Genomic DNA, 26,921 nt, shown 5'->3' on the forward strand with positions numbered 1-26,921 from the left:
AGCAGGTTACCATATAAACTTTTAAATAAAGAAAATCAGAGCTTTTGCTCTGATGAATATTAATATTAAACTAATTCACCTAATGCTGATTGGTTGTTTTCTGTGTCTGTAACTGTTTTAATTAAAGTTTCAAATGCTTTATCTTCATCTTCACCATTAACTTTGAAAGTTACAACATCACCACTTTTAACACCAGCTGTCATAATGTTCATAATTGAAGCTAAGTTGATTTCTCTTGAACCACCTACAATCATGACACAATCAGACTTAAATTTTGATGTAACACTGATAATTTTTTGTGCTGGACGAGCGTGTAATCCAACTGGGTCAGTAATTTTGATTTGAGCTGTTTTCATGTGTCTCCTTATATATTTTTTTTGATTTTTTGAATTTAATAACTTTACTTAAAAGTGTCTAAGTATCTATACTAATAGTTGAAAATTATCTTTAAGAATTATACAATATATCTATTATATTTAAAGCTATTATTCCAGCTTTGTTCCATATTTACTTTTAAGTGCTTTAACGGTGTTTATTTGAGTTTCGATTTCGACAATTTTGAGCTTTAAAGCGTCAATTAACTGGTATAAACTGCTACTATCACTAATGTCTAAAATTGAGTTTAAGGCATCACTAAGTTTAACAAGTTTTGAAATATCGCTGTTGATTTTAGTTTTTTGTTCTTTTGAAGCTAAAACATCAGGGTTTTCGGTCAAACTGTTTTTTAATTTAGCAATTTTAATTTCTAATTTAATTCTTGTTTCACCGATGGTTTTGCTTAGGATTTTACATCTATTTAGAATTAAATTAATTTTATTTTGTACTGCAATTCTTTCAGCACTTAATTTTTGAATTTGAGTATTGTAATTTTCAAACTGTGGGATAAATTTATAAAGCTTGTTTTTATGCTCTAAAAAGTATAGAAAACGGTTAATTTGATTGAATAAAAATTGTTGAACATCTTCGATTAAAAAGCGTGGGTGAACTTCTTTGTATTAATCTAGACCTTCAAGTCTATGGTTAATATTTTCTTCGTTGGTTTTTAGGTATAAATAAGATAATGCTAGAGAATTCATTAGACTCAGTTTATCTTCTTGAATGGTTTTTAGGTATATATCATCTTCAAAATCTAATGATAATAAGTATTTAAATTCACTTGGAATATGAGGTTGAGAATTAGTAAGATCAATTAAAGAAACATGAAAGCGATCTGAATAGCTTTTAGCTGATATATTAAAGTACTTAAATAGCACACTTTTGGTTATAACACCATCTCAAGTATAAAATTCAAGATTTTCTAGGTTTTTAGGGTCTTCTATATCGATTTTAGCTACAGATAAAATCGCTTTAGCGAATTCTTTTTGTAGTTTTCTAACAAAGTTGATTTCAGTTAATTTAGAAAGGTTGATAACTGAAAAACTTTTACGAATTCGTTTTGTTTTGTAGTCCACTGCTATAACTGCAAACGAAACAGGAATTCATTTTAAATCAGTAGAAAAATCAATCAGTTTTATGTGCGGCTTAGAAATTGCACCAATTTGCACATAAATTCTGGTTTTTTTAACTTTTTTACTGTCTTTTTTGCTGCTGACCATCATACTATAATTTTATTATAGTATGGGGAGTTTTTTACACAGATAATAAAAAAACTGAAATTTTATTCCAGTTTTACCACTTAATTTACAATTTTTAAGCTTTGTAAGGTTTGTTCGATGTTTAATAATGCTTCATTTGAACTAACACCTTTACAAATGATTGTAAATATATCTTTATGTTTTAATCCTAAACTTGTGACATTTAAAAAAGATTTAATATCAGCATAACGAGAGTTATAAGCCATCACACATTCTGTGTTTTTATATTCTCTAACCACCTCTGTTAGTTGAGCACATTGATCGACATTAATTCCGTTTGGATGTGAAACTGTAAAACTCTTTCTTAATTCCATAAAACCCCTTCAAGTAGAAATTTCATAATAATTATACTAGTTTCTAGGCATTAGTCGTTTTAATTGAATAAGTTATTTATCAAAATACTATTTTTAGCTTTTATGCTAGTATTTAAAATACTTTATTAAGCTTAATGTTTTAAAATTAATTATTAAAATCAGCGCAATAGTTTAAAATTTAAACAACAAAATTATGGAGTTAAATGCTATTTAAAAAATACAAATTTTTATTTATCTTTTTACTTGTTAGTTCGCTTTTATACGCTGCTGCTTTAATTGGTTCATCGTATTTATTTCAAAACTTAATTACGATGTTAAAGCAAACTAATCAATCAAATGAGTTATTTATTAACTTAGGAATTTACCTAGGTGTATTTTTAGCACAATTAATTTTAGGTTTTAGTGTTTCGTTTTTGTTAAACTTTACTTATTTTAAGCTTGAAAGAAGATTGTCTTTTAGTTTATTTAAAGATGATATAACTAATAAGAATATTGTTAAAAGTTACAAAATTGATTCTCATACTAAAGTTTATGCTTTAACCAAAGCAATGGAAAGCAATGCGCTTTCAAATGGTGTGGCTTTTATGAGTTTCTTTAACTCCATTTTAGCAATTGCAGCTATTACAGCTTTTTTGGCAGTGGTAGCACCACTAACTTTACTTTATATAACTCCGTTAGCTATTTTTGCAATTGTTGTACCTTTATTTTTCAAACGTGCTAGCAATCGCTATGGAGATTCGCTTCAAACAACACAATTAAAACCATATCAGTATAATCGTGATGCTCTAAAAGCATTAAAAACTTACCGTTTAAATTCACCTGATAAATTACTGAAGTGATATGAACATAAGTTTCAAAGTTTTCAAGAAACTTATGTTAAAGATTTAGCTAAAAAACACATTCCAATTACTTTTAGTGGTGAATTAACTTACTACACAGTCTTTTTACTGATTATTTTATTTACAATGCTTGTTACAGCTAAATATGATGTTGGTGTGATTTCAATTGTGTTAATGAGTGCTAAAAACTTAGCAGATAAAGGTGTTACAGCTGCGAAAGAATTTTATGCCTTAAATAACTCAAGCAAAATTACTAAAAAAACTTATTTAGATTTAAATACGATAGTAGATGAAGAACAACCTAATACAAATTTATTAGACCAAAGGCTAGAATTTCCGCATAGTTTTAAGTCATATGACTTATTTATTCACGACTATAATATTTATAATTTAGCATTTAAAAACATCCGTTTAAGCATTAAAAAGGGACAGAAAATTTTAATTCAAGGAAATTCCGGTACTGGTAAAAGTTTACTGTTAAAAATGCTTTCTGGTTTAACTTATAATCACTTTCCTGAAATTGAAATTTATCGTAATGACCAACTGATCAATCACCAAGATTTAGAATATTACAACTTGTATAATGACTTTTATTACTTAACTAGTGATACTAAATTTATTGAAGAACCACTTTTATACAACATTAGTTTTGGTGATAAATTACAAGAAAAGCGCGCTAAGTTCCTATGTCATAGCTTTGGTTTAAAAATGTTGGATTTACAAAAAACTGTAAATCCAAATGCTTTAGAATTTTCACAAGGACAAATGCAGAGACTAGGAATTGTGCAAGCTTTATGTTCAAACAAAAAGTTTTTAATTTTTGATGAATCTTTTAGTAATATCGATGCTGAAAACACTTCACTAATTTTGCAATATTTATCTTTTTGTGATGACTTAACAATAATAATGGTCTCAAACACTGTAACTAAAGATGATATAAAATATTTTGATCACGTTTATGAATTAAAAAATGGAGGTTTGCATGAAAACGCATAAATTAGTTTTTCAAAATAAACCTCTGATTTTGTTAAATATCATTTTATGAACCATTCATTCATCTATTACAGTTTTAAGTGTTTGATTTACCATTAAGTTTTTTGAAGCTTTTGTCAATAAAACACCTGAAGAAGGTGCTTTACCAATTAAAATGATGATGTGAATTTACATTTACATTGCGGTAAACGTTTTTACCTTATTTATTGTACCAATTAGTGATTACTCGTTTGTAAAATTGTATCACTATGTCCATTATCTATTTAGAAAACAACTAATGGAACAATTTATTCATTTACATCCAAGTGAACTAACTAAAATTAATCAAGATGAGATTTTATCTAATCTCGAAATTGATGGAAATAAGATTACTGAAGGTTTAATGGCTTGAAAAAATGTAGTGTATGGTGTAACTACTATTTTAGGTGTTATTGCTGTCTTTGGTGCTGAAAATATCGTAGTTTTAGGTATGCTAGCTGTTGTTATTGTGATCAAAATTATCGCTAACTATATCTTAAGCTACTTAAGCGGAAAAGTACAAGTTAAAAAAACAGAGCTAGAGCAAAAAAGAACTTCAATTATTACTCAATTTATTAATGTAGTCCATTCATTTGTTTTTGCGAACAAAAAAGTTTATTTATATACCTTTTTCAAAGATAAAACAAATCCTATTTTTAAAAGACACTTTTTACTAAAAACTATGGACACTACGTTAGATACATCTGGAAAAATTGTTGATTTTTTCCTAATGGCTATCTTTTTTGGACTCGGAATTTACTTTTATGCAGTTCAAAAACTTTTATCTTTAGGTATTTTAATTACTGTAACTTTATACTTTAATGAAATTATTATTCAGTTTACTAACATCATTTCACTATTTAAAAGATTCAAAGAAGTGAAAATGATCACTAAAAAGTTATCTAACTTTTTTGATGGTAGAGAAAAATCAGAGCTTATTCCATTTGAAGAATTACAAAAGTTAGAAATTCAAAACTTAAACATTACTTTTGCTGAACATAAGATTTTTAATGATTTTAACTTGACAATTCACAAAAACCAAAAATGCTTAATAATGGGTGAAAGCGGAAGTGGTAAAAGTACTTTAACTAAATGTATTCTGAATCTAATTAAGTATGATGGAAATATCTATTGAAACGATACTCAATATACTTCAAAAAGCGATTTAAGCGTTAATATTGGTTATTGTGAGGTTAATTCACAACTTCTTCCATTTGATAATGTATTCCAAGTTATAGCTGGTAGTGAAACCTACGATGAAGCTAAAGTTTATCATCTTGCTGAAACTTTTAACTTGAATTTAAGCACTTTTAGCACACCGTTAAAACTAGAAACTTTATCAATTGGACAGCTACAAAAATTAAGACTAGCTAATATTTTCTATAATGAAAAATCACTCTATATTTTAGATGAGGTTATTTCAAACCTAGATCACGATAACCGTGGTGTAATCATTGAAAACATCCTAAATCTAAACAAAGCCATTATTATCATTTCACACCACTTTGATCCAAGAATGATTAAAAGATTTGATAATGTTGTTGATTTAGATGCGCTTAAACGAGATTCGATCCCAAGCTAACACATTCACTGAATGTGTTTTTTATTATAAAGAAAATAAAAATACAGCTATGAGCTGTATCATAAAGGTTTAATTATTTACCTAATGTAAGTAATTGTACAAAGCTTTCAACTTCTAATGAAGCTCCACCAACTAAGAAACCATCAATATCTTTTTGTGATGATAATTCTTCAATATTTTTAGGAGAAACACTTCCTCCGTATTGAACAACAAGTTCTTTTGAAGTAACTTCGTGAATGTAAGCACAAACATCTTGAGCAATTTCAGGAGTTGCAACTTTACCTGTTCCAATAGCTCAAATAGGTTCATAAGCAACCACGATTTTTGAAAGTGGTAAATCTTTAACTGATTCTTTAATTTGTTGTAAAACAACTTGTTTTGTAACACCTTGTTCGTATTGTTCTAAAGTTTCACCAACACAAATAACTGGTGTTAAACCGTGTTCTAATGCTAATTTAGCTTTTGCATAAACATCAGCATCTGATTCGTGGTAGTATGTTCTTCTTTCTGAATGTCCTAAAACAACATAGTGCACTGATAAGTCTTTTAACATTAAAGGACTTGTTTCACCTGTGTATGCACCTTTTTCGTGATCATTCATGTTTTGTGCTGCAACTTTTAATTCTTTAACTTGTGATTCTCTAAGTGCTGCTAGGTTTGTAAATGGTGCTGCAATCCCAAAATCTAAATTCCCATATAATTTTGCTTTATTTGCTTGATAAACCTTGTCAAATTCAGCTACGAAAGCTTTAGTTTCTGAAAAAGTTTTGTTCATTTTTCAGTTACCAATAATTACTAGTTTTTTCATAATACTCCTTATGTTTTAAGTATTTATATTTTAAAATATTTTTATAATTTTAATATTGATTTTTTAGCTTTTAACCAAAAATTATTATCTTAAGTTTTAAATAACTCTTAGCTTTTAATTAAGACTAAGCTTTTTAAAAGCTTGGTTTTAATATGGTTTTAGAATTATTAGTATTAAATTAGTTTGATTTTAGTCTCAAACTAGTTTTTAATTTAATAATTTAGTGATGTATAAAAATAAGGGAATGTTTTTAGAAAATATAATCAATCAAACAATATTTCATTATTGAGAAACTAAACAAGCTTTTATCGAGAAAAAACCTTTAGATGTTAAGTTTAATAAAGTTCAAGAAGTTAATAATAAAAAGGTCTTAAAAAATGCTCATTTTTATAAGAAAAGTACAGTTGATTATATTGGAATGTATCAAGGGAGATTTATCTGTTTTGAAGCTAAAACTTGTAATGAAGATAAGTTTTATGTAGCTAACTTAAAGGAACATCAATTTAACTATTTAAAAACGATAAAGCAATATGGAGGAATTGCGTTTTTGTTGATTTACTTTAATGTAATTAATAAATTTATCAAAATTGATATTGATGATTTTAGTAGGTTAATTGAGAATAAAAAGTACTTAAGTATTGAAGAAATAACAAAAAATTCAAGAGTCTTAGATCTTGAATTTCCTGGAATTATCAATTTACTTGATTAAGCTTTCATATCAACTTGTTCACGCATGTATTTTGATGGTTTGTATTTAATAACACGTTTTTGTGGAACTTCCATCACTTGTTTTGTGAATTTATTTGTGATTGTACGAGCTTTTTTCATTTGTGTTTGGAAAATACCTAATTTTGATAGTCTAACTGGTTCTTCTGAAATTAGTTGTTCTTTAATAATAAACACCATTCCGTCAAAAACTTTAGATACAATCTTTGCGTCTTCTTCAATGTAATCCGCAACTGTTGCAATGAATTCTTTTTTTGTCATAATGTAGTAATCTCCATTTTTTAGTTTTTTATTTCTATTTAAATCTTACAATAAAAGTCAAAATTGTAAAACTTTTATGCTATTTTTTTAGTGATAAAAAGAAATTGTGGAAAACTTTTGCACATTTTAATTGTGCCAAAAACTGTTAATTTTATGACTGGGCATAATAACAATTTTATTATAAATAATTAAAAAAATGGCTGCTAAAAGCCATAAATTTTATGAATAGAAACAATATCTCCAATGCTTAATCCAGCACATAAACACACTTTGTTAATTAAACCAAATAAAATTCATTCAACATTAGTTCTTTTGTTATTTTGTAATTTAGTTCTAATTTTAGCTAGTTTTTTATCTAATTTGATTTTACTAGCTTGATATCTTTTAGCAAAGTTATTTTTATCAAATCAGTCATCATTAATGTTTTTAACTAAAATAATTAAATAATTAACAATTAAATTATAAGTAATTGCGTGTAAGTTATAAAGCAGTATGCTTTTTAATTCATCGCTATATGTTGAATTTTGAATCAGTTTTCTAACCAAAATTAAACAATTTTTAGTATCAGGATATTTTCTATAAACATTGGCAATTTCTCTAACTTCTTGTTGAAATTGCACAAATAATTCATCATGTTCAAATTTTGATGAATCTAGATTATAGTATTCTTTGACTTTTTTAGCATATAAATCATCTAAAATAATTTCTTTAACTGGTTTGGTTTGTAATTGGTATTCTTGTTGCATATTATTTTAATAAACCTACAATTATTGTTCCGTAATCTTTAAAACCAAGTGAATAGTACATTTTTCCGGCTACAGGATTATCAAAAAATAGTGTAGGAGTAATGTTTTTATTTAATAAATCATCACATAACTTAATTACACAATCTTTTGAATAACCTTTTCTACGATAATCTTCAAGTGTAAATACACCACCAATTGTTGCTGCTTTTTGATTTTTAGCTATATATGAAGCGTGAGATACTACTTTGTTATCTTTATAAATTACATAACCACCATAATAACCATTATTTAATGATTTAAGTAAGTAATTTAGATCTAAAGCTTGTGCGCTAAAATTATTAAATTCTTTAATTTGTTTTCTTGATTCAATAATTGGAGCTAAATCTTTCTCAACAATTAAAGTAGCTTCTAAATTTGGGTATTGTGCTTTAATTTGATCAAATTCAGCTTTATCCAGTGTCATAATTGTTTCTCTATTTATTTCAACTGTTTTATTTAATTGAGATGCTAATTTTTCTAAAACAGGAATAAATTCAGGTTGACAAATAGCATTTTTAATTTGATATTCAGTCATAATATCTTTTAGTTGGTTTAAATCAAAATTATCTTTTTGATAAAACACAACTAAATTACCATAGAAACATAAGAAAATATTTTCAACTAAATCATTATCTTTTGAAACATATAAAGCTACATCTTTAGTTTCTAAATCATATCCTTCAATATCAGAAACTAAGAACATATATTTAACCATATCTTGCTTACTTAAAAATTCTAAAATTGATGCTTTATCGCTATTACTTAGTTTAATTAATTTTTTCATAATTTAATTATAACACTAAAATTTTTGTGTATAATAATAAAGCAACTTCAAAGAAATGGGACGGTACTCAAGAGGCTGAAGAGGCGGTCCTGCTAAGACTGTAGGGGAGGCAACTCCCGCGGAGGTTCAAATCCTCTCCGTTCCGCCATTTGTTGTAAAACACCATCTTAAATGCACTTATGTGCATTTTTTCTTTATAAAAAAAGCACCTATTGGTGCTTATTTTTCAATTTCTAAAATAAAATCACTAAGTCAATTAGTATCATTACTATCTAAATTAAATAGTGCTTTATCTTTGACAGTTGTAAAAGCATTACTTGTGCAACCTGAATAAGCTGCTTTCTGAAGCATATCTATATCATTATCACCATCACCAAAACAGATAGTTTTGGTTAAATCCAGCTTAAAATGTTTAACTAAATATTCTAAACCACTAGCTTTTGAAACTCCTTGTTTCATGATATCTAAATGACCAATATCACTAACTACACCATAAATTTGGGTAAAAGAATTAACTAAAGGTACAACTTTATCTCACATAGCTTCAGGGTTACTTCGTTTTACTACCAGAATTTTACAAATATCTAATTGATCAAGTAATTCATAAGCATTTCCTTCAATGTATTGCTGTACACTTAAGGTTTTAGTATAACCTTTTTTAGTGAAAAAATCAGTCTTTTGGGTGTTATAGCCTAAAATACAATTTTGGCTATACATGACAAAATCATAATCTCATTCAACAAGTTTGATGTAGATTTGTTTTATGATATTTTTATCAATTGCTTCAATATTAAGATATTTATGATTTTTAAAATCATAAATCATTGAACCATTAGCTAGTAGTGATGGAAAATCATTAGGGAGTTTTTCTAAAACCTTATTTGCTGTAAAAATAGGTCTTCCGGTAGCTATGATTATGTTTTTACCTAGGTTTTTTAGTTTATAAATAGTTTCTAGATTCTTTTCACCTATATTTCCAGCTGAGTTTAGTAGTGTGCCATCTAAATCAAAAACAAAGTTTTTAATATCGCTTAATTTAAGTGTAACTTTTTCAAATTCTATTGCGATAAAACCATACTTTTGAATTTCTTCTTGGGTGTAAAAAGTATTAATTAAAGCAAGATTTGGATTGTTTATACTAGTAAAACCACAGTTTTTAAAACCTTTAACTTGTAGTAATTCTTCAAGTGTTTTAAATTGAGAAACATTTAGAACTTTAATTAGTTGCTCAGATGGTTTGTTATTATTAACTAGCATTAAATATGAATTAGGTAAAATGCCGTGGTATTTATCCCTATTTAGCCTAATTTCTACTGTTTTTGTTCCATCTATGATCTTTTGATAAAATAAATCATCCACATAAAGTCTTTTGTTCATAACACCTCAATGAAATATTTATTAATTCTACTATATTTTCAATTTTAAAAAATTATTGTGATTTTTATATTCAATATTTAACTTGATAAGCATGATTTTTATTACATTAAATCAAAAAACTTTTAAAATTTTTATACAAGGTAATAATCATGAAAAAACTATCAAAAATTTTAGGCTCAATTTTAACCCTTTCAGTTCCATTAATCACTTTAACTAGTTGTACTGATTTAAATACTGATCAAAAAGATAAACAAGTTAATAAATCAGAACTAAATAACCAAAATACTGAAAAAACTAGTGCAAGTGGTTCAAATAACGCAACTGAATTAGCTAAAAACAACGAGGATGTAACTGGTAATGTTGCTTCTAGTGAAGCACTAAAAATGCTTGCAAAAACAAGATTAGATCTAGAAATCAGTAAAAAAGATGCTCGATTAGCTAAATATACTGATGGAAAATATCAAGCTGTAAAGACTAAATTAGAAAATGCTTTTAATAAAGCTTTAGAAGTTAAAAACAATCAAAATTCTCAACTAAATGAATTAGAAGAAGCTCAAAAAGAATTGCATGCAGCTTTAAAAACAGCTTTAGATGAAGCTGTTGAAATTGATATCCAGCCAACTGCATCTAATACTAATCTTGAGAAAATTATCGAATGATATAAGCAAAAGTCATATATTTTAGACCAATTTAGTGAAGATATCGAAGCATTTAAATCAATTAGAGCAAAAGTTGTTGCTGTTTTTGACGAAGTAAAAGAATTTTTAGCAAATTCAACTAATAAAACTAGTGCTGAAATTAAAGCTCTAGAAGATAAATTAAGCAGTGTAATTAATGAGGCTGATGATGCTAGATCTAAAGTAGCAGTTGAAGCGTTTTTATCAAGTTTTGAAAACAAAACTCTGAAATTATTATTTAAAGACAAAGAAGCACAAACTGTTTTTATGGAAGAAGCTACAACACCATATAATTCTAATTTTGGAACACAAATACATTCAGATAATGATAGTGGTGAGTTATATGTAGATACTTCATATGGTAGAGACTATGTTTTCACTGATTTAAACGCATCAAAATATGGTTTAGCAATAGTTTCTGGTGATAGAGTTACAACAAGATCAAATAAACCATTTAGACATATTGTTTTTGCTTATGATAAACAAACTAATACAGCAACAATTAACCTAAAACTTTTACCTGTTTCAATTTTTGACAATAACCCATTTTCTACACTAGCTTCAGATACAATTACAATCTCAATTAAATTACCAGGAGTTAAAACTAATAATGAAGCTGCAAGAGATGAAAATAGTAGTAGTTCAAATACAACAACAGATACTAATTCATCAAATAATTCAAATATTAGAACTGAAAATATAACTGTAAATAGTTATGAATATATTTATAATGCAAATGATAATTATTACAGTTCTCTTGAAGGTAAAAGCGGTCAAGAATTGCTTACGGCTATTAATAAATTATTAGCTTCAAAAAGTAGTGGTATTGGCTCATATAATGACTTGAAAAGTATTTACTCAAACACTAACGCTTTCAAAGATTTATACTACGAAAAAGATAATTCAATTTTAGATGTTTATAGTGAAAATCCTAACGGTGCTGACCCTTATGAATATCCAACTTATAAAGGTGGAAGCGGAAGGGAAGAAGGAACAGGAACAAATAGAGAACACCTAATTCCTCAATCTTGATTTGGTAAAGCTGCACCAATGGTTTCTGATGTAAACCATGTTTGACCTACTGATATAAAAGTTAATGCGATGAGGGGTAATTACCCTCATGATGTTGTAACTAGCGTTTCAACTACATCAAGAAATGGCTCAAAATTAGGTAGAAATTCAGCTAATCAAATGGTATTTGAACCAATTAATTCATTTAAGGGTGATATATCTAGAGCTTATTTCTACTTTGCTGCAGCTTATGGAAATAAAAATATAACTCAAACAGCCAATGCTAGAGAAGTATTTAGTCCAAATAACTTAAATCTAAATGAACACTATAAACAAGTTTATAGTAAGTGAAACAAAATTGATCCAGTTGATAAGTTTGATATTACGAGAAACAATGAAAGTGCTAGATCACAAGGCGGATTAAGAAATCCATTTATTGATTATCCTAATTTACTAGATTCAATTTATAAAAATATTCCATTTGTAAATCGTGGTGTTTTAATTGATGCTAGACAAAAATAGTAAAAAAAATTAGCAATTAAGGTTGCTAATTTTTAATTAAAGATTTCACTTAATAAATCGACATCTTCTTGAGTTACATCAGTTTGTTCTTTTAATGTTTCTAAAGAGTTTTTAATGTTTTCAATTTTGTTTTCAACTTTACTTTTAGCATCGGTAATGTTTAAAAATGATTGAATAGTGATTACAAAAGTAGTCATAACGTTAATTGTCGCAATACCAATAAATAAACCTAGTGTTTCAATTGGGTGTTGGTTAAAACGAATTGAACTTAAGTTTAAGACCATAATAGTTGAAGAAATAATTAAAATAATAACACTTAAAAAAATGAAAGTTGTCCGACTAATGATGAACTTTTTGTAAAAGATCATACGGTATTTACTAGCTTTTGATAAAACTCTTTTTTCTTCAAGAGCTTCAACAGATAAGTTTTTATTGTTTTTTTTCATCTTTAGGTAACCCTTCCATAAAATCTTGTTCACGATAAAAGTCGTATTCAGCTATTGTAATACTTCTTCGATATAGTCTAAATTCTTTGGCTACTTTACTTGGAGCATCTTTATAGACAAATAGATTGTTTTTAAATAAGATTTCTTCCATATTAATATGCTTTAGATATCTACATGCATTTTGGTATTTTTTAGAAACCACAAAGAATGATAGTAAACCTGAAATAAGACCAATTCCAGCACTAATTGAAGTAGTTAAAATTGGATAAAAACCAGGAGTGTCTAACACTGGATTTTTATAAGTATTAACTACACCTTTAGGAAAATAATTGTTAATACCAGCTAGAAAGTGAATTGATAAAATACCAACAGCAAAAGTAGTTGATAAAATAACTAAATTTAACACATAGTATAAAACTCCATAAATAGTTTTTTCTTTACGGTATTTACGTTTGAGCTTAATGTATTGTCTCATTGGTGTAAGCATTATTTTCCTCCTTTTTTCAGTTCTGAAGCTATGATTTTGGTAATCACTAATTTACGCTTGTGTTTTGAATTTTCTCAAAGCATATTTAAATACTTTTCAAATGTTTCACGGTCAAACTTATTAGCGTAATACTTAATTTCTAAGTGTTTTAAAGTGTTATAAATCTTATTATATTCATTTTGCCTTGTGTTTTGCTTGTAAATCGCAAGGGTAATGGTCAAAATAAACGAAAGTAAAATTAAAACTACTAAAGTTACTAATATATAGATCGAAAAGTCAAAACTTTTTCCTGAATGTTGTTGTTTATCTACTAATATAACTAAAGTATAAATTGCTAATGAAATGGTAGTTAAGTTCATCAACAAAATTAAAGTTGAAAAAATGATGTCGAGAATTTTATAAAGTTTTCATCTGAATTTTTCTTTATTTAAGAGTTTATTAAGATATTTTGTCACTTCTTTCATGCTTATATTTTATTATATTTTTAACCCTTTTTAGCAATGAATACAAAGCTAACACACAAGTTTTTTAGTTAAATATTTAACTTTTTAAAAATTAATGTTAAGAAAAGTAGCGCAAGAGAACACTAAAAAATAAAGGTTTAGCAAAGTGGAGCAATTTAGTTGAATAAAGAGCTACAATTAGCTATAAAAATTGCTTTGTAGTGCATTATTTAGCATAAAAAGTAATATAATTGAAATACTTAAAATTTAGATATTAAAGGAGTTCTATGAAAAAAACCGTTTTAATCGTTATCGATGGTTTAGGTTTAAGAAAAGAAACTCAAGGTAATGGGTTTGCTTTAGCTGATACACCAACATTTGATAATCTTTTTGCTAACTATCCAAATAGTTTAATTCAAGCTTCAGGAGAATTTGTTGGTTTACCTGAAGGACAAATGGGAAACTCAGAAGTAGGTCATTTAAATATTGGAGCTGGAACAGTTGTTTATACAGGTCTATCGCTAATTAAAAAAGCTTTAAGTGATGGAACATATCCGCATACTGAAGCATTTGTTAAAGCTTTTGAAGATGTAAAGAAAAATAATTCTACTTTACACTTAATGGGATTATTATCACCAGGTGGAGTTCACTCATTAGAAGACCACTTATTTGCGTTATTAGATGCTGCGCATAACTATGGGCTTAAAAATGTTTCTGTGCACGTATTTGGTGATGGTAGAGATGTTGCGCCTAAATCAATTAAAAGCTCAATGGAAAAATTACAAGCTATTTGTGATAAATATGGTTACACAATCGCTAGTGTTTCTGGTAGATTTTATGCGATGGATCGTGATAAAATGTTTGATAGAGTTATGAAAGCTTATGACGCTATCACAGGTCATTCAACTACTAGTTACCAAAATGCTGTTGATTATGCAGAGAGTCAATACGCAAGCGATATTACAGATGAGTTTTTTGTACCAGCTGTAAATGCTAAAGCGCCTCAAAGTGCATTCGCGAAAGATGGAGATTCAATTATTTTCTTTAACTTCCGTCCAGACCGTGCTAGACAGCTAACACACTTATTTATTGGATCAAGTTTATACGAAGAAAAACCAGCGCATCCGTTAAAAATCAATGTTTTTGTTTCAATGATGAAATATGAAGGATTACAAACAGTTGTAGCTTTTGATGAAATGTTAATTCCAATGCCAATTGGTAAAGTATTAGAATTAGCAGGTAAAAAGCAATTAAGAATTGCTGAAACACAAAAATACGCTCATGTTACATTCTTTATGGACGGTGGTGTTGATGTTGAATACAAAAACTCACACAGAATCATGGTTCCATCTCTAAAAGTTGAATCATACGCTGATGCCCCTCATATGTCAGCTGAAGGTATTACAGATGAGTTATTAGCTAATGCTTTAAACTATGATGTTACAATCATGAACTTCGCAAACCCAGATATGGTAGGACACACTGGAAATTTAAAATCGACTATTGAAGCTGTAAGCTTTTTAGATAAACAAATTAAAAGAATTGTTGATTGAGCCGAGCAAAATAATGTAACAGTATTTATTACAGCTGACCACGGAAATGCTGAAATTACAGAAGATGAAAACGGTAAACCAGCTACAAAACATACAAGTAGCCCAGTAATGCTAATTTGTACAGACAAATCAGTTAAATTAAAAGATGGTAAATTAGCTAATGTTGCTCCAACAGTTTTAGAATATGTAGGAATTGCAAAACCAAAAGAAATGGATGAAGAATCACTTTTAGTTAAGTAATACAATTTAACCAGTACTAATGTGCTGGTTTTTTTATATTTTTGTTGTAAACAAATAAATCATATAAAAAACATCATATGCGCACACATATGATGTATAGAAAATTAAACAATTACATTTTAGCAATTAAATCAACTACTAATTCTAATAATTGAATGTTGAATTCTCTGTTGTTTGGAGATAATTCTCAAGTGTTTCCTTCAATGTTTTGTATTTCTCTATTTGGTAATCCAAGAGCGTTAATATTAAGATTATGGTAATATTCTGAATTTTCAGCTAGTGATTGAATTAAATATTCAAATTCTGAACCACGTATATTTTTTGCTGTTTTATATTTATCCAATTTTTCATAAAGCACATCATCACTTGCAGATGAATTACTTGATCTACTTAATAAAGAAAGGTTTTCGAACTTAGTTCTTTCTCTATCAAAGTCTTCTTCATTATGAAATTTATTCTTTTTGCTTCTTCAATTTTCAAGTCTTTCTGCATCGCGATATTCTTGAACACTAAGCAAGTGCTCGATAGTAAAATTATTTTCTAACAAAATACTTTTTAAGTATTCATTAAATGGTTCTTTGGTGTTTGCTTTATCATTTAAAAGTGATTGCTGTAAAGCTAAAATAACTTTAATAGCACGTGATTCGTCTTTAATTTTTAAATTAGAGACATTCTTTTTATCATTATAAGTTAAATTAAATACTGAATCAATTGAGCTTGATATGTCTATAATAATATCGTCAATTGATTGTTTGTAATTGTTTGAAGAATTTAATGAAATACTGGTAATAAAATTATCAAGTCTTTTATTTGAATTTCTAAAGTAATTACCTATTATGATTAAGTTTAATCTTTTAGCTATTTCTTTTAGTTCTTGACTATCAATTTTATTAGTTCCAGCTGCATATAGCATCTGTTTATGATCAATGTAGTTGTGTCTTTTTCTGAATACTTCGATTAAAAACTTCAACATATCAGAAAAGCCTTCATATTGGAGCTAAATTCATGATGTATAAATTGGTGATTCTACTTCTAAATTTGAATCATAATTTGAGAATGTTTTATAAATGTGTTCGAAGTCAACTAAGTATTGTAAAAACTTATCAACAAATTCTTTTGCTTCTAATTGATCATTAAACACTTCGTTTTTGTAAAATGATAATCATTTACCAATACCTGTTTCGTTTAATAAAGTAATATTTTCATCTACTTGGTAATATGAAAACAAGAAAATAGCAATAATATTAACAACACCTTTATCATCACCTAGGTTGTATGCGTTGTATTTGTCTAAATCCTTATCTAAACCTTTATATTTAGCTAGAGCACTGATTTTTTCTTTAATAGTAAAAATACTATGAGTATTATTAGTGATTCTTAAAGATTGTGACAAGATTGAATAGAATATATCGCTTTGAGTTAGCTCAATTGATAAAGAGTTAATATTTAAGAAGTATTTTAACGAATCAGCAATATTAGAATATACTAGTGAAATACATTTTACTTTGTTAAAAATGTAATCATATAAACCGTCATATCAGTTAGTTGTATATTCTCCTCAAGCATTTTTAATTTGGGCTTTAATTTTATCAATTGTTTTACTAATATCTACTCTATACCCTTGAGTTCTGAAATTATTAGGAAGACCTAAACAACTTTTTATTTCTTCTGTTAAGTAATCTTCTTCTTGAATAACAAACTTATCACCCTGCATTAAAAATTTCTCGTGTTCATCAATTTTTTTCTGTGAACATCTTTTAACTAACACAGATAGTATTAAAACTAATGATGTAATTCTTTGTTGACCATCAATTACATCATGAACTTTTGCTGAACAAAAAGCAAGTGTTCCAATAAAATAATCAGAAGCAGGGTGTTTATCATATTGAGTAAAAATATCATTGATAAACTTATATAAGTTTCTACCTTCGTTTTTATGTCCTCATACATAATCTCTTTGATAATAAGGTACATTTATAACCTTATATTCATCAAAAATATCTTTTATACTTAAAAATTCGTACTTCATAATGTCGCTTTAGTTATTACTTTTTTTGATATTACAACTTTTACATAATAGTTGAGCGTTGTTTAGTTCTGTTCTTCCACCTTTACTTCAAGCTTTAATATGGTCAACTTCTAAATCTTCAAGTAAAAATTCGTGTTCACAAAGTTTACATTTGGCTACTTCTAGGGTTGCATCATTTTGGCTTATAAATTTTTCTTGATTAAATAATTTGGCTTTATCTTCTTTACTAAATAACCTTTTAGTATCTAGTTCTAGATTATTTTGATAAGCACTAATTAGTTCATAAATAAAAGTTTTTTTCTCTTTGTCAGTGAATTTAATCTTTTTGTTTTCGTCATGGAATTTTTTAATTGTTTCGTTAATGATTATCTTATGAGGTAATAAAATCAACTTTAAGTTATATCACTTATGTTCTTTGGTTAGTTCTAGTAATTGTTTGGTAAATAAAATCGCTTTCTTTTGTTTAATAAAAAAATCATTAATAAAGTTATAAATTTTATTTAACTCATCTGGAATAAAATGTGCTTGGCTTTCAATAATTTTGGCTAACTCGGTTGGTTCGTTTTTATTAAATAAGTATTTTAATATCTCATATTGATACTTACCTCTACTATTTACTTCCCCGTAAATCACTTTTAAAACCTTATTATCTTTAGCGTATTGGTTTAGTTCTTTTAAAAAAGTATTATTAACTAGTCCGTTGATAATCTCATAATTATTTAAAGGTACTCCTAATGCATTAATCCGATAAAAAGTTTCTCTTTTTAAGTTATCATCGCCTTCGACATTAATAATAGTTAACTCTGTATTTTCGAACTTTTCTTGTAAGTCTCTTCCTTCTTTGCTTTGACCTCAATAGTAATAAGTTTTATTTTGATAACTTATCTCGTTATTGCGAAACTTTCTAAAAGCTTCTATTCTTTGTTTTCCGTCTAATACTTCGTATTTATCTTCACTTACTTCGTCTTTATCGTCCCTTATTTTATATAGATAAATAGCTGGGAGTGGAATATCGTTAAGAACGCTATCGATTACTTTTTCTTGTTTTTCTTTGTTTCAAACAATATCTCTTTGCATTGAGATATCGCTTGTGATAATACCTTTTATGCATTTATCTACTAATTCTTTAATTGTCATTTTCCTCATCCTTTCTTACTTGAAGGTTTTTAATTAGTAATCTTTTGAAAACGGCGCGATTACCTATATAAGCTTGTTTTTTAGTGCTGCTTGGGTCTAGTCCTACTCGATACCCTTCAACCTCGGTTGTTCCACATATCTCAAATTGCTTTGGGTTATACTTATCTAAAAAGGTTATCGGTATTCCCATATAACCTTCATAGTCATATGGTATCTCTTTAACCTTATCGACATTAATAGCATAGTAATTATCGTATTTAGGGTATAAGTCTTTATCGTATCTGGCTGATAAAGGGTATTCTTCTTCTCGGGTAATTACATCAAGATTAGTAAATCAGCCCACATTACCGAATGTTTTGATATCACCACTAGGTTCTTTGAAATTTTTAACCCCAGTGTACCCTAATCATAATCTGTTTGCTTTAATATATTTGAATACTTCTTTGTAGGTAATAGCGTTTTTATTACCTACAATTAAGAATTTAAGATTACATTCCATTAATACTTCAACAAACTCCCTAAATAACGAAAATGGAGGGTTAGTTATTACGATACCGTCAGGGTGTTTATTAGCGAATTCTTTGATACTATCTTGGAACTTTGTTCCTTCATTAGTATCAATATCGTAGTATGTAAAATACAACTTGTTGTTTCAGTTGTTAGGGTTGTTTTTATCGTTTTAACTATGAAAAAACTGACTAAAAGCGAAGTTATCTTTAATACCACTTACATAGCCGTTATTAAAAAATTCTTCTTGTTGCTCTTTCGGTAGTTTATCAAAATCGTAATCACACGGACAAAGAATGGCTTTGTTTCGAAGTTGCTCTTCATAATTCATTAACTCACTAGCTACATCGTTATATTGAGTATAGAACTCGTCATTTTTAGCGTTTTTAGCTTTAGTTAAATTACTATTTTTCTTCATGATTATAAATTCTCCATAATTATTATTTTATTCAGGAACATTTTCCATGATAAAAAATTTAGGTTAATACGCTTTGACATACGAAATAAAATTCAAAAACAAACTATTTCTAGGGTTATTTTTGTCTCGTTTACCACTTAAAGAAAAACCATGGCATGGGTCTCCTCCGAGTATGCGATCTATTTCAATCTTTTTATCTAGCAGTGCTAAAGGGTCTGTTATCGTTGTGATATCACAAGTTAGTATCATGGTATTCTGAAGATTAAATTTATATGTTCGTGATGCTCAAGCATTCATTTCAATAGCTAACGGTATCTTAAATTCAGCTATTTAAAACCTAAGCTTAAGCCACCATATCCTGCAAACAAATCAATTACATTCATTTATTCATCCTTTGAACTAATAATATCACCAATTTGACAATCCAAGGCTTTGCATATTCGATTTAGCGTTTCCACAGATACACTTTCATCTTTACTTAATCTTGAAAGAGTAACAGAACTAATTTTGGCTAAATTTATCAAATCAGTTTTCTTTAAATTTTTATCTATTAATAATTTCCAAAGTTTTTTATAAGTAATTTGCATATATGCCTCTTTTTTATAATTATATTAAAATTAATTTATAAAAATAAATATTATTTTCACTTTTTCAAATATTCATTTTTACCTTTAAAGCTGTGATGTCGCTTGGTAAGCAAGAGGACGAAAAATACACTTTTTTCTTAATTTTGAAGAAAAAAAACAGTGATTTTTCTTTCGCTTTTTACTAGTTTCTCTATTGTGAACTGAAAAACAAAAATACGATTTTTTAAAAAAACCATAATCATTTATAAATTAATCAAAATGATTAACATATCGCCAGGCAATTCATTATTACTATTACACGATAAAAAACTTTATGTTAATCATAATTTAATACTTTTGTTTATAAAATTAAATCAGTGACCAAAAGACCTATGAAACAGCATCAAAAGATAATTTTATAATAACAAAAAAGATATATCTTTTATGTGGATATATCTTTTATGTTTAATGTGAATGTGTTTAAAAATTTATTCTATAATGAAACTAAGATCATCATTGTTTCCTTTATAGTCATAATACTTGCTTAGAGTTGAATCAGTTTCAAGAAAAGTTTTATTAACTACTCACTCTTTTAATTCCAAATGTATTGAAGTTATAAATAATTGCTTCAATCAATTTAAACTATATAAGTCATAGTTCAGTAGGTTAAAAATATAACTTTTATATAATTTAAGATTTAATTCTGTTTCCTTAAACTTAAAGCACATATGTGTATAGATTTGTTTATTGAATTCATTCTTGGATTCAAAGTTTAATATTTGACGAATTAAACTCATTCCATTTTTATATTCTGGTCTTTCATTTGGTTCAAAATTTATTAAGTATTTGCTGAATTCTAGATCATTATTTCAAAATACAAAAACAGTTTTAAATACCATTTTTTCTGTTTCTGGATTATATCCTAAACCGATTTTTCTTTTTAAATTTCTTAAATATTTATTGTATTTCTTGAAGATATGATTGTTTGATTTAAAATAAATGTTTCATAAACTTTTAAATATCTTAGATTTAATACTATAATTTTTACATTCTTTCATAAAATTGTATTTACTGTCTTGTAAAAAAGTTTTATCTAAAAATTTAAATATTATTTGATTAAAATAATAAGAATTAAGTTTTATTGGTGAAAATAAATTAGCAAAAAATGCTATTTGGTGTAATTCTGGAATATAAAATTCTTGTGTTCATTTTAATCTAGAAGAATTGTTTTCATAATGTCCACCTGAATTCTTTAATTCACTTATTGTTAAAGTGATATTATTTCGTAAGACATCTGAAAATGTATCATCGAAATCTGATGTTAAACTTAAATTATTATTTCTTTGTTTATGTTTATTAAACATATCTTCTTCAGTTAGCATATAAATTTTTTTATAAAACTTAATAAAGTTTTCTAACTCTACATGTGTAAATTTAAAAAGTTTATCGTGAAGCTGTTTTAATTTATCTTTTTCTTCTAAGCTTGAAATAACATCAAAATCGCAAACTATATGATATTTATTTTTATAATTCGCATTACAACTTTGTTTTATTCCTGCATTTTTACTAAACGGAGTAATATAATGAACTTTCCAAAACATATCACATAAATATTCAAAATTATCGATAGATTTATATGTATGTAAAAATTCTATTGCACTTTTGTGTTCGAAGCCACCAATCATTTTTTGCTCAAAATTATTATTAGCAAATGATCCAAAAGTTAAAAAATTATATTGCGAATATAACTTAGGGCTAAATTTATATAGATCCATAAATTTTTGTAGATTTTCGTATATGAATTTATTTTGTTCTCTATTTCAATAAAATCTAATTACATCGCTAGCAATTAAACTTCTGGATAAATGATTATTACTAAAAATATGAAATTCGATTGGTATTTGAATGTTATTATATTTGGCATAAAGAATTCCAGGGTTTATTAAATCAAAATCAAAGAAATCTACCTTTTTAAAATTGGATTATCCGATTTCATAATAGATATATATGAGCTAATAGTATCAAGTGATTCAAAATAAGGAATACTAATAAGATTAAAACCAAAATATTTTAATAAATTGATAAAGTGCTTTCTTATATTATCGTATAAATATCTTTGTCTATTATTGGTTTTATCTTGATCAATTACATAATTATATTGAGAAAATTTTTTCGAGCTATTAATTCTTAAATGGGTTAATGTATCACAATATAAAATACTTTCATTATTTGCATCACTTATAACTTTATTCTTATCCTTTGTGAAGCTCTTTGAAAAGTCACATAAAATGTTTTTGTTAAAAACATCAAAATAATTTGCTTTATTCATCTCATTCAAAATAATATTTCTTATATTTTGATTCAATATTTCATGATTTTCTGCTTTTGTTGTTCAATTAAAAGCTATAAAAATTTGTGAAAAATCATTATACAAATTCGCATGTAATTTTTCAACATATTCACCTATATTAGCCAATAATTTTGATAAGTTCAAATTTATTTTTACTTGATCTTCTTCTGATTCATCAATATTTTTACGAACTATTTGTTCAATTTCTCGATATAACGAATTGAATGGTTCATGTATTTTATTAGGGGTTTTTTTTATAAAGTTTGAATTTTTTTCATTAGTATTTTGAAATTCTGAAATTTCTTCAGGAGGAGTACCGTTTGTGAAATTATGAAAAAGGTCTAAGTTTTGAGATCTAGAAATTATCATGAAAAATAAATTAAATAATTTGTCTAAATTTTTTACAAGAATATCTCCTATTTCGCCTGTTTCAGGGTCAAATTGGTTAAAATCTTTATTATTTAATAAGTTATTTTGAATATATGTTGTATAAACTTGATTAAATAATGACTCACCGTCAATGAATAGAATTTTATATTTGTTTTTCAGTCTTAATTCTCAGTCTTTTTTCATATTCTGTCCTTTATAATTTCTTTATATAAATTTTAACATGGATATATTAATTTAATTAATATAGATTAATAAAGAAGTACTTCTCCAAAAATAAATCGTCTTAAATAGACGACTTATTTATTTATTTTTTTTAATAGCTTTGATTTATTATTTTTAAATAATCTATCAAAGATTTCTTCGTATTTTTTAACTAATACAACCTCAAATTTTAAATCTATGTCTTTTTTGATTTTTTCATAATCCATTTTATTTTCATATGGAATAAAAACAGTTTCAATATTTGAGTCATTACATGCTAATAATTTGTATTCCAATCCTCCAATTGCTTTCACACTTTCTTCTGGTGCAATAGCTCCTGTAAAAGCGATATTATTATTAATTGGGATATCTAAATAATAAGATAATAAAGCTGTTGTAATGCTAATACCTGCTGAATTGCCTTGAAATTTTGCTCGAATTTCACTAACACTAATAATTTTATTTTGATTAATTTTTTTTTAGCTCGGAGGTATTTCCTATTGTTCTTATAGCAAAATCAATTGCCACTTTGTTTGCTATTTCAAAGGAAATATTAGTATCAAAATCATCGTGATTTTTATTAATATAAAGGCTTATATTTTTATCAGGATCAATAAAGTTTTCACTTACTTCTAATTTATTTAAAATACCTTTATTTTTAAAGTTAACACCGATTATATTGCAAACACCAACTTTTGTATTATTTTCATAAGTTGCTGATTCTAAAAAGTCTTTTTCATAGTATCATTCATTTAAAATTTCATCTGTTAATACAATATTATTTTCATCATCTATAAACTTATTTCTCATGTCCGTATAAAATGATTTTAAATCATTATAAGCGTGATCAAAAGATACACCCGTTCATGTTCTATCAAAGATCTCGCTATATTTTTCTTTTATATTTTCAATCTTTAATTTATATTGCTTTTCAAATTTAGGTATAACGTAATTTTCAATTAAATATTTAAATTCGACATAAGAATAGTTTTTAAAATTTATTTTTGAATAATTTTTTAAATTATTTTGATATTTATAATCATTATCAGTATGAATAATTAAAATACAGTTTTCTAACTTTAAGTTAATATCTAAGAATTGATCATAAAACTCAAGTATATTATTATCCTTAATTTTAGAGATTAAACTTGTTGCTAATGCAGGATTTTTTTCTGAATTGACATAAACTATTGTTGGTTTCTTTTTTAACAGAATTTCAGTAAATTCATTAACGTTATTACTGATTGTCTTTTTATCTAATTCGTCAGTTAATATCTCACAAAATTCATAATTAAGTGCTTTTGATAAAACTTTGGCTAAATATTTTATGGATTTATGTTCATCACCTTCAATTACGAATGTTTTATTAATAAGTTGATTTTTCTTAGTTAAATCTAAAAATGTATTTTTTATTTCTTGTCTTGAATAAAATTCATTTTCAAAAATTTCTTTAGTTTTTTCAAAAGAATTTGATTTATAGTCATTTTCTTTTAATAACTCTTTATAAATTTGTATTCTTTTTGAATTATTTTTTATTTCTTCTTGTTTAAAAGAATAAGCATCGTCTTTTTTACTGATACTGTTTGATTTTGCAGTTTCAATCAATTTAGATGTTATAGCTTCATTATTCATAAGCAACCTCCAATTTACCGTTTTTATAATGAATTATTAAGTTTTTATCAATATTATTTGTGTGTATTAAAAAATTACTTAAGGCCGTTAATAAATCATTATCAATTAATGATTCAATCGAACGTGCACCCTTTTTTTCTAGATCAACATTTTTAGATAAATAATCGTTTATAGAATCATCTAATTTAACATCAAATTTAAAGTCTATTTTTTTAAATAATTCTTTAATTGTCTTATTAAATTTGAATTTAAATAATTGATACAATCTTTCATCATCTAAGTAATTAAACATTATTATCTTATCGAAACGACCTAGTATTTCACGACGTAATTTTCCACTTGAAAAAAGTAAATCATTTCAAGCATTTCGATCATAATCGTAATATACTTTATACTCTTCTAATTCACTGCATAAGTTAGTTGTACAAATAACTATTGCATTTTTTAAACTAATATATTCATCATCAGAGTTTTTAAAATAACCAGCACCTAAGATTTGCAATAAGTTATCTATTGTGGACTGTGAAGCTTTTTCAATTTCGTCGAAAACTACTACCGATTGAGGATTCGTTCTTAACTTAGTTGATAAGTCACCAGTTTTACTTATTAAGCTTTTGCTAGATGAGCCATTATATTCAGCCATATTCACAATAATTATTTCTTTTTCATCAAATAAGTGTTCAGATAATAATTGTGATAATTTGGTTTTACCTACACCTGTTGGCCCTCCAAATAAATATGCAGCTCAAGGTTTATTTTTATTCATTTGGAACATAATTTTATTCATTATTGGTTGAACAGCTTTATCAATTTGTTCATCTTGGAAAAATAATTCTTTTTTGATGCTTTGTGAAATATTTTTAATTTTGTTCTCAAAGCTTTTATAATCTTCCGATTTATTAATTCTATCGTATGGAAATATCATTTTAGGATAACAAGTTTTAAAATATTTTAAAACGGTTTCCGTTTCTATATTTAAAGGTTCTCTTTTTTGTTCTATAAACAATTTTGAAATGCTTATTAAGAGAGACAATACATTTATTTGAATAGTTAAGACATTTGCAAAGTCTCAACTAGAATAAATAAATCCTGGAGGCATTATATTATTTTTATTAATTTCTAATATTTTTGCTATTTTTTGATCTAGCTTATTATCACTTGTTGTTGGAATTAACATATTTATTAATTCTTCATCGTTTAAAATATTTTTTTGATTAGTTAACTCTTTTATTACATCTTTGTATGTTTTATCTAATTTATTTATATAGTTCATATAAGAAATCAATTCTTCACTGCAATAATATTCAAGATTCGATTCATCAGTATAAACTAATTTATAATCTAATAATCGTGAATGCTTAATTACTTGATCTGATATACCTTGATTAAATATTTGGTCTTTTTTTGCATAAGATACTTTCATGATAATATTTTCTATATCATCCTCTTGTCAAACTTTTAATAACTTTTCAGTATCTTTTTTCATAATCTCATTAACTTTGTCATTAATCTTTTGATTTAGATTTAAATAATAATTTATTATTTCGATTAATAATTCTGAGACTAATTTAATATTTTGATCTAATGAAACTTTCGCATTTTTATTAGATTTTTTATTTTTGTATTCTAATTCTGCGCATTTAAGTATAAATGTAAAGATATTGTCTCTATTAGGATATAAAAAGTCATTAAAAGTTTCAAATTCTTCGATTCAATTTTCATTCAATTCAACATTAACACTTGAGTCTTTATATATTCTATTAAGCTGTACATTAATTATTTCTTGTATTTGATCTAATGTATATTCATCAGAGTTTAAACGAACAACCGTTCATCTATCATCAGTTAAACATTTAGATGATTTAAGTGTTGAAAGCCCTTCTTCACTTTCTAAAGTTATTAAAGTACCATCAAAATCAGTAAAAGTGACTTCTTCAAATGGGGTTGTTGATTTATCTTCTTTATTTTGACCCCAATTTACATATATTGATAATTTATTAACAATTAAATATTTATGTATGTTTCCATGCTTACTTTGACTGTCTCATTTGCCTCCAAAGTTTGTGGCGATTACTGTATTAAGTCCACCTCAAGTGTTCATATCGGCTACACTAGTATCGATTGATTTAAGTTTATAATTAAAAGTGTCATCTTCGGATTTTATTCTTTTAAGCATATTTTCGATTTGAGA

30 protein-coding genes and 1 tRNA gene are annotated in these 26,921 nt (G+C 26.4%); 7 read left to right on the top strand and 24 right to left on the bottom strand.

The window, feature by feature from the left end:
- Positions 1–65 precede the first annotated feature (65 nt).
- The 4 genes from ACJA23_RS01280 to ACJA23_RS01295 all read right to left on the bottom strand — a co-directional run bounded on the left by ACJA23_RS01280 (position 66) and on the right by ACJA23_RS01295 (position 1,948).
- Positions 66–356, bottom strand: a complete 291-nt coding sequence (locus ACJA23_RS01280; RefSeq protein WP_406614550.1) for an HPr family phosphocarrier protein — start codon at positions 354–356, stop codon at positions 66–68.
- Between the two features lie 129 nt (positions 357–485).
- On the bottom strand, positions 486–716 hold the full coding sequence (locus tag ACJA23_RS01285) for a hypothetical protein (RefSeq protein WP_406614552.1): 231 nt from the start codon (positions 714–716) through the stop codon (positions 486–488).
- 279 nt (positions 717–995) lie between these two features.
- Positions 996–1,598: a hypothetical protein gene (locus ACJA23_RS01290; protein ID WP_406614554.1), complete on the bottom strand. Its 603-nt coding sequence runs from the start codon at positions 1,596–1,598 to the stop codon at positions 996–998.
- A 77-nt stretch (positions 1,599–1,675) separates the two neighbouring features.
- A complete protein-coding gene (locus tag ACJA23_RS01295) occupies positions 1,676–1,948 on the bottom strand; it encodes an HPr family phosphocarrier protein (RefSeq protein ID WP_406614556.1) in 273 nt (90 codons plus the stop codon).
- A 203-nt stretch (positions 1,949–2,151) separates the two neighbouring features.
- On the opposite strand from ACJA23_RS01295, the gene ACJA23_RS01300 reads away from it, so the two are divergent.
- Positions 2,152–3,783: an ATP-binding cassette domain-containing protein gene (locus tag ACJA23_RS01300; protein WP_406614558.1), complete on the top strand. Its 1,632-nt coding sequence runs from the start codon at positions 2,152–2,154 to the stop codon at positions 3,781–3,783.
- Entirely contained in the window at positions 3,770–5,380 is a 1,611-nt protein-coding gene (locus ACJA23_RS01305) for an ATP-binding cassette domain-containing protein (protein ID WP_406614560.1), read from the top strand. The genes ACJA23_RS01300 and ACJA23_RS01305 overlap by 14 nt, the downstream gene beginning before the upstream one ends.
- Positions 5,381–5,453: 73 nt before the next feature.
- Here ACJA23_RS01305 and tpiA read toward each other — a convergent pair whose 3' ends face one another.
- Positions 5,454–6,188, bottom strand: a complete 735-nt coding sequence (gene tpiA, locus ACJA23_RS01310) for a triose-phosphate isomerase (protein ID WP_406614562.1) — start codon at positions 6,186–6,188, stop codon at positions 5,454–5,456.
- A 226-nt stretch (positions 6,189–6,414) separates the two neighbouring features.
- Between tpiA and recU the strand changes: the two genes are divergently transcribed.
- Positions 6,415–6,897 carry a Holliday junction resolvase RecU gene (recU, locus tag ACJA23_RS01315; RefSeq protein ID WP_406614564.1) on the top strand — a complete coding sequence of 161 codons (483 nt, stop codon included), beginning with the start codon at positions 6,415–6,417 and terminating at the stop codon, positions 6,895–6,897.
- Here the strand turns inward: recU and ACJA23_RS01320 are convergent.
- The 3 genes from ACJA23_RS01320 to ACJA23_RS01330 all read right to left on the bottom strand — a co-directional run bounded on the left by ACJA23_RS01320 (position 6,894) and on the right by ACJA23_RS01330 (position 8,744).
- Positions 6,894–7,175, bottom strand: a complete 282-nt coding sequence (locus ACJA23_RS01320; RefSeq protein WP_406614566.1) for an HU family DNA-binding protein — start codon at positions 7,173–7,175, stop codon at positions 6,894–6,896. The two genes, recU and ACJA23_RS01320, sit on opposite strands and share 4 nt — an antisense overlap.
- 203 nt (positions 7,176–7,378) lie before the next feature.
- Positions 7,379–7,921 carry a hypothetical protein gene (locus ACJA23_RS01325; RefSeq protein ID WP_406614568.1) on the bottom strand — a complete coding sequence of 181 codons (543 nt, stop codon included), beginning with the start codon at positions 7,919–7,921 and terminating at the stop codon, positions 7,379–7,381.
- 1 nt (position 7,922) lies between these two features.
- Positions 7,923–8,744 carry a GNAT family N-acetyltransferase gene (locus tag ACJA23_RS01330; RefSeq protein ID WP_406614570.1) on the bottom strand — a complete coding sequence of 274 codons (822 nt, stop codon included), beginning with the start codon at positions 8,742–8,744 and terminating at the stop codon, positions 7,923–7,925.
- A 57-nt stretch (positions 8,745–8,801) separates the two neighbouring features.
- Between ACJA23_RS01330 and ACJA23_RS01335 the strand changes: the two genes are divergently transcribed.
- Positions 8,802–8,892: transfer RNA gene (locus ACJA23_RS01335), tRNA-Ser, on the top strand.
- 71 nt (positions 8,893–8,963) lie between these two features.
- Here the strand turns inward: ACJA23_RS01335 and ACJA23_RS01340 are convergent.
- On the bottom strand, positions 8,964–10,121 hold the full coding sequence (locus ACJA23_RS01340; protein ID WP_406614572.1) for a Cof-type HAD-IIB family hydrolase: 1,158 nt from the start codon (positions 10,119–10,121) through the stop codon (positions 8,964–8,966).
- Between the two features lie 149 nt (positions 10,122–10,270).
- Between ACJA23_RS01340 and ACJA23_RS01345 the strand changes: the two genes are divergently transcribed.
- Positions 10,271–12,331: an endonuclease gene (locus ACJA23_RS01345; protein WP_406614574.1), complete on the top strand. Its 2,061-nt coding sequence runs from the start codon at positions 10,271–10,273 to the stop codon at positions 12,329–12,331.
- A 32-nt stretch (positions 12,332–12,363) separates the two neighbouring features.
- On the opposite strand, the gene ACJA23_RS01350 is transcribed toward ACJA23_RS01345, so the two are convergent.
- From ACJA23_RS01350 to ACJA23_RS01360, 3 genes are read right to left on the bottom strand one after another with little or no spacing between them, the layout of a single operon-like run.
- Positions 12,364–12,777 carry a hypothetical protein gene (locus tag ACJA23_RS01350; RefSeq protein ID WP_406614576.1) on the bottom strand — a complete coding sequence of 138 codons (414 nt, stop codon included), beginning with the start codon at positions 12,775–12,777 and terminating at the stop codon, positions 12,364–12,366.
- On the bottom strand, positions 12,761–13,264 hold the full coding sequence (locus tag ACJA23_RS01355) for a hypothetical protein (RefSeq protein ID WP_406614578.1): 504 nt from the start codon (positions 13,262–13,264) through the stop codon (positions 12,761–12,763). Before ACJA23_RS01355 ends, ACJA23_RS01350 begins: the two co-directional genes overlap by 17 nt.
- Entirely contained in the window at positions 13,264–13,728 is a 465-nt protein-coding gene (locus ACJA23_RS01360; protein WP_406614580.1) for a hypothetical protein, read from the bottom strand. The genes ACJA23_RS01355 and ACJA23_RS01360 overlap by 1 nt, the downstream gene beginning before the upstream one ends.
- Before the next feature lie 266 nt (positions 13,729–13,994).
- On the opposite strand from ACJA23_RS01360, the gene gpmI reads away from it, so the two are divergent.
- Positions 13,995–15,500: a 2,3-bisphosphoglycerate-independent phosphoglycerate mutase gene (gene gpmI / locus ACJA23_RS01365; RefSeq protein WP_406614582.1), complete on the top strand. Its 1,506-nt coding sequence runs from the start codon at positions 13,995–13,997 to the stop codon at positions 15,498–15,500.
- A gap of 112 nt (positions 15,501–15,612) precedes the next feature.
- On the opposite strand, the gene ACJA23_RS01370 is transcribed toward gpmI, so the two are convergent.
- The 6 genes from ACJA23_RS01370 to ACJA23_RS01395 form a co-directional block, all read right to left on the bottom strand.
- On the bottom strand, positions 15,613–16,473 hold the full coding sequence (locus tag ACJA23_RS01370) for a hypothetical protein (RefSeq protein WP_406614584.1): 861 nt from the start codon (positions 16,471–16,473) through the stop codon (positions 15,613–15,615).
- Positions 16,474–16,497: 24 nt separating this feature from the next.
- A complete protein-coding gene (locus tag ACJA23_RS01375) occupies positions 16,498–17,529 on the bottom strand; it encodes a DUF262 domain-containing protein (RefSeq protein ID WP_406614586.1) in 1,032 nt (343 codons plus the stop codon).
- Positions 17,530–17,538: 9 nt separating this feature from the next.
- On the bottom strand, positions 17,539–18,666 hold the full coding sequence (locus ACJA23_RS01380; RefSeq protein WP_406614588.1) for an HNH endonuclease family protein: 1,128 nt from the start codon (positions 18,664–18,666) through the stop codon (positions 17,539–17,541).
- Complete coding sequence (locus ACJA23_RS01385; RefSeq protein WP_406614590.1) at positions 18,656–19,309, bottom strand: adenine-specific methyltransferase EcoRI family protein; 654 nt, start codon at positions 19,307–19,309, stop codon at positions 18,656–18,658. The genes ACJA23_RS01380 and ACJA23_RS01385 overlap by 11 nt, the downstream gene beginning before the upstream one ends.
- A 36-nt stretch (positions 19,310–19,345) precedes the next feature.
- A complete protein-coding gene (locus ACJA23_RS01390) occupies positions 19,346–19,591 on the bottom strand; it encodes an adenine-specific methyltransferase EcoRI family protein (RefSeq protein ID WP_406614592.1) in 246 nt (81 codons plus the stop codon).
- A gap of 63 nt (positions 19,592–19,654) precedes the next feature.
- Positions 19,655–19,840 carry a DNA cytosine methyltransferase gene (locus tag ACJA23_RS01395; RefSeq protein ID WP_406614743.1) on the bottom strand — a complete coding sequence of 62 codons (186 nt, stop codon included), beginning with the start codon at positions 19,838–19,840 and terminating at the stop codon, positions 19,655–19,657.
- Between ACJA23_RS01395 and ACJA23_RS01400 the strand changes: the two genes are divergently transcribed.
- Entirely contained in the window at positions 19,764–19,925 is a 162-nt protein-coding gene (locus ACJA23_RS01400) for a hypothetical protein (RefSeq protein WP_406614765.1), read from the top strand. The genes ACJA23_RS01395 and ACJA23_RS01400 overlap by 77 nt on opposite strands.
- A 49-nt stretch (positions 19,926–19,974) precedes the next feature.
- On the opposite strand, the gene ACJA23_RS01405 is transcribed toward ACJA23_RS01400, so the two are convergent.
- From ACJA23_RS01405 to ACJA23_RS01430, 6 genes are all read right to left on the bottom strand, one after another.
- Entirely contained in the window at positions 19,975–20,178 is a 204-nt protein-coding gene (locus ACJA23_RS01405) for a helix-turn-helix domain-containing protein (protein WP_406614594.1), read from the bottom strand.
- A 467-nt stretch (positions 20,179–20,645) separates the two neighbouring features.
- A complete protein-coding gene (locus tag ACJA23_RS01410; RefSeq protein ID WP_406614596.1) occupies positions 20,646–21,842 on the bottom strand; it encodes a hypothetical protein in 1,197 nt (398 codons plus the stop codon).
- 278 nt (positions 21,843–22,120) lie between these two features.
- Positions 22,121–23,080, bottom strand: coding sequence for a hypothetical protein (locus ACJA23_RS01415; protein ID WP_406614598.1), 960 nt, complete (start codon positions 23,078–23,080; stop codon positions 22,121–22,123).
- A gap of 113 nt (positions 23,081–23,193) precedes the next feature.
- Positions 23,194–23,571, bottom strand: coding sequence for a S16 family serine protease (locus ACJA23_RS01420; RefSeq protein ID WP_406614745.1), 378 nt, complete (start codon positions 23,569–23,571; stop codon positions 23,194–23,196).
- Entirely contained in the window at positions 23,567–24,730 is a 1,164-nt protein-coding gene (locus ACJA23_RS01425) for a hypothetical protein (protein WP_406614600.1), read from the bottom strand. Before ACJA23_RS01425 ends, ACJA23_RS01420 begins: the two co-directional genes overlap by 5 nt.
- Positions 24,723–26,906, bottom strand: coding sequence for an AAA family ATPase (locus ACJA23_RS01430; protein ID WP_406614602.1), 2,184 nt, complete (start codon positions 26,904–26,906; stop codon positions 24,723–24,725). The genes ACJA23_RS01425 and ACJA23_RS01430 overlap by 8 nt, the downstream gene beginning before the upstream one ends.
- Positions 26,907–26,921: the final 15 nt, after the last annotated feature.

Origin of the sequence: Mycoplasma corogypsi (assembly GCF_045276875.1) — a bacterium.
In the GTDB taxonomy this organism is placed as follows: Bacteria; Bacillota_I; Bacilli_A; order Mycoplasmatales; family Metamycoplasmataceae; genus Mycoplasmopsis; species Mycoplasmopsis corogypsi.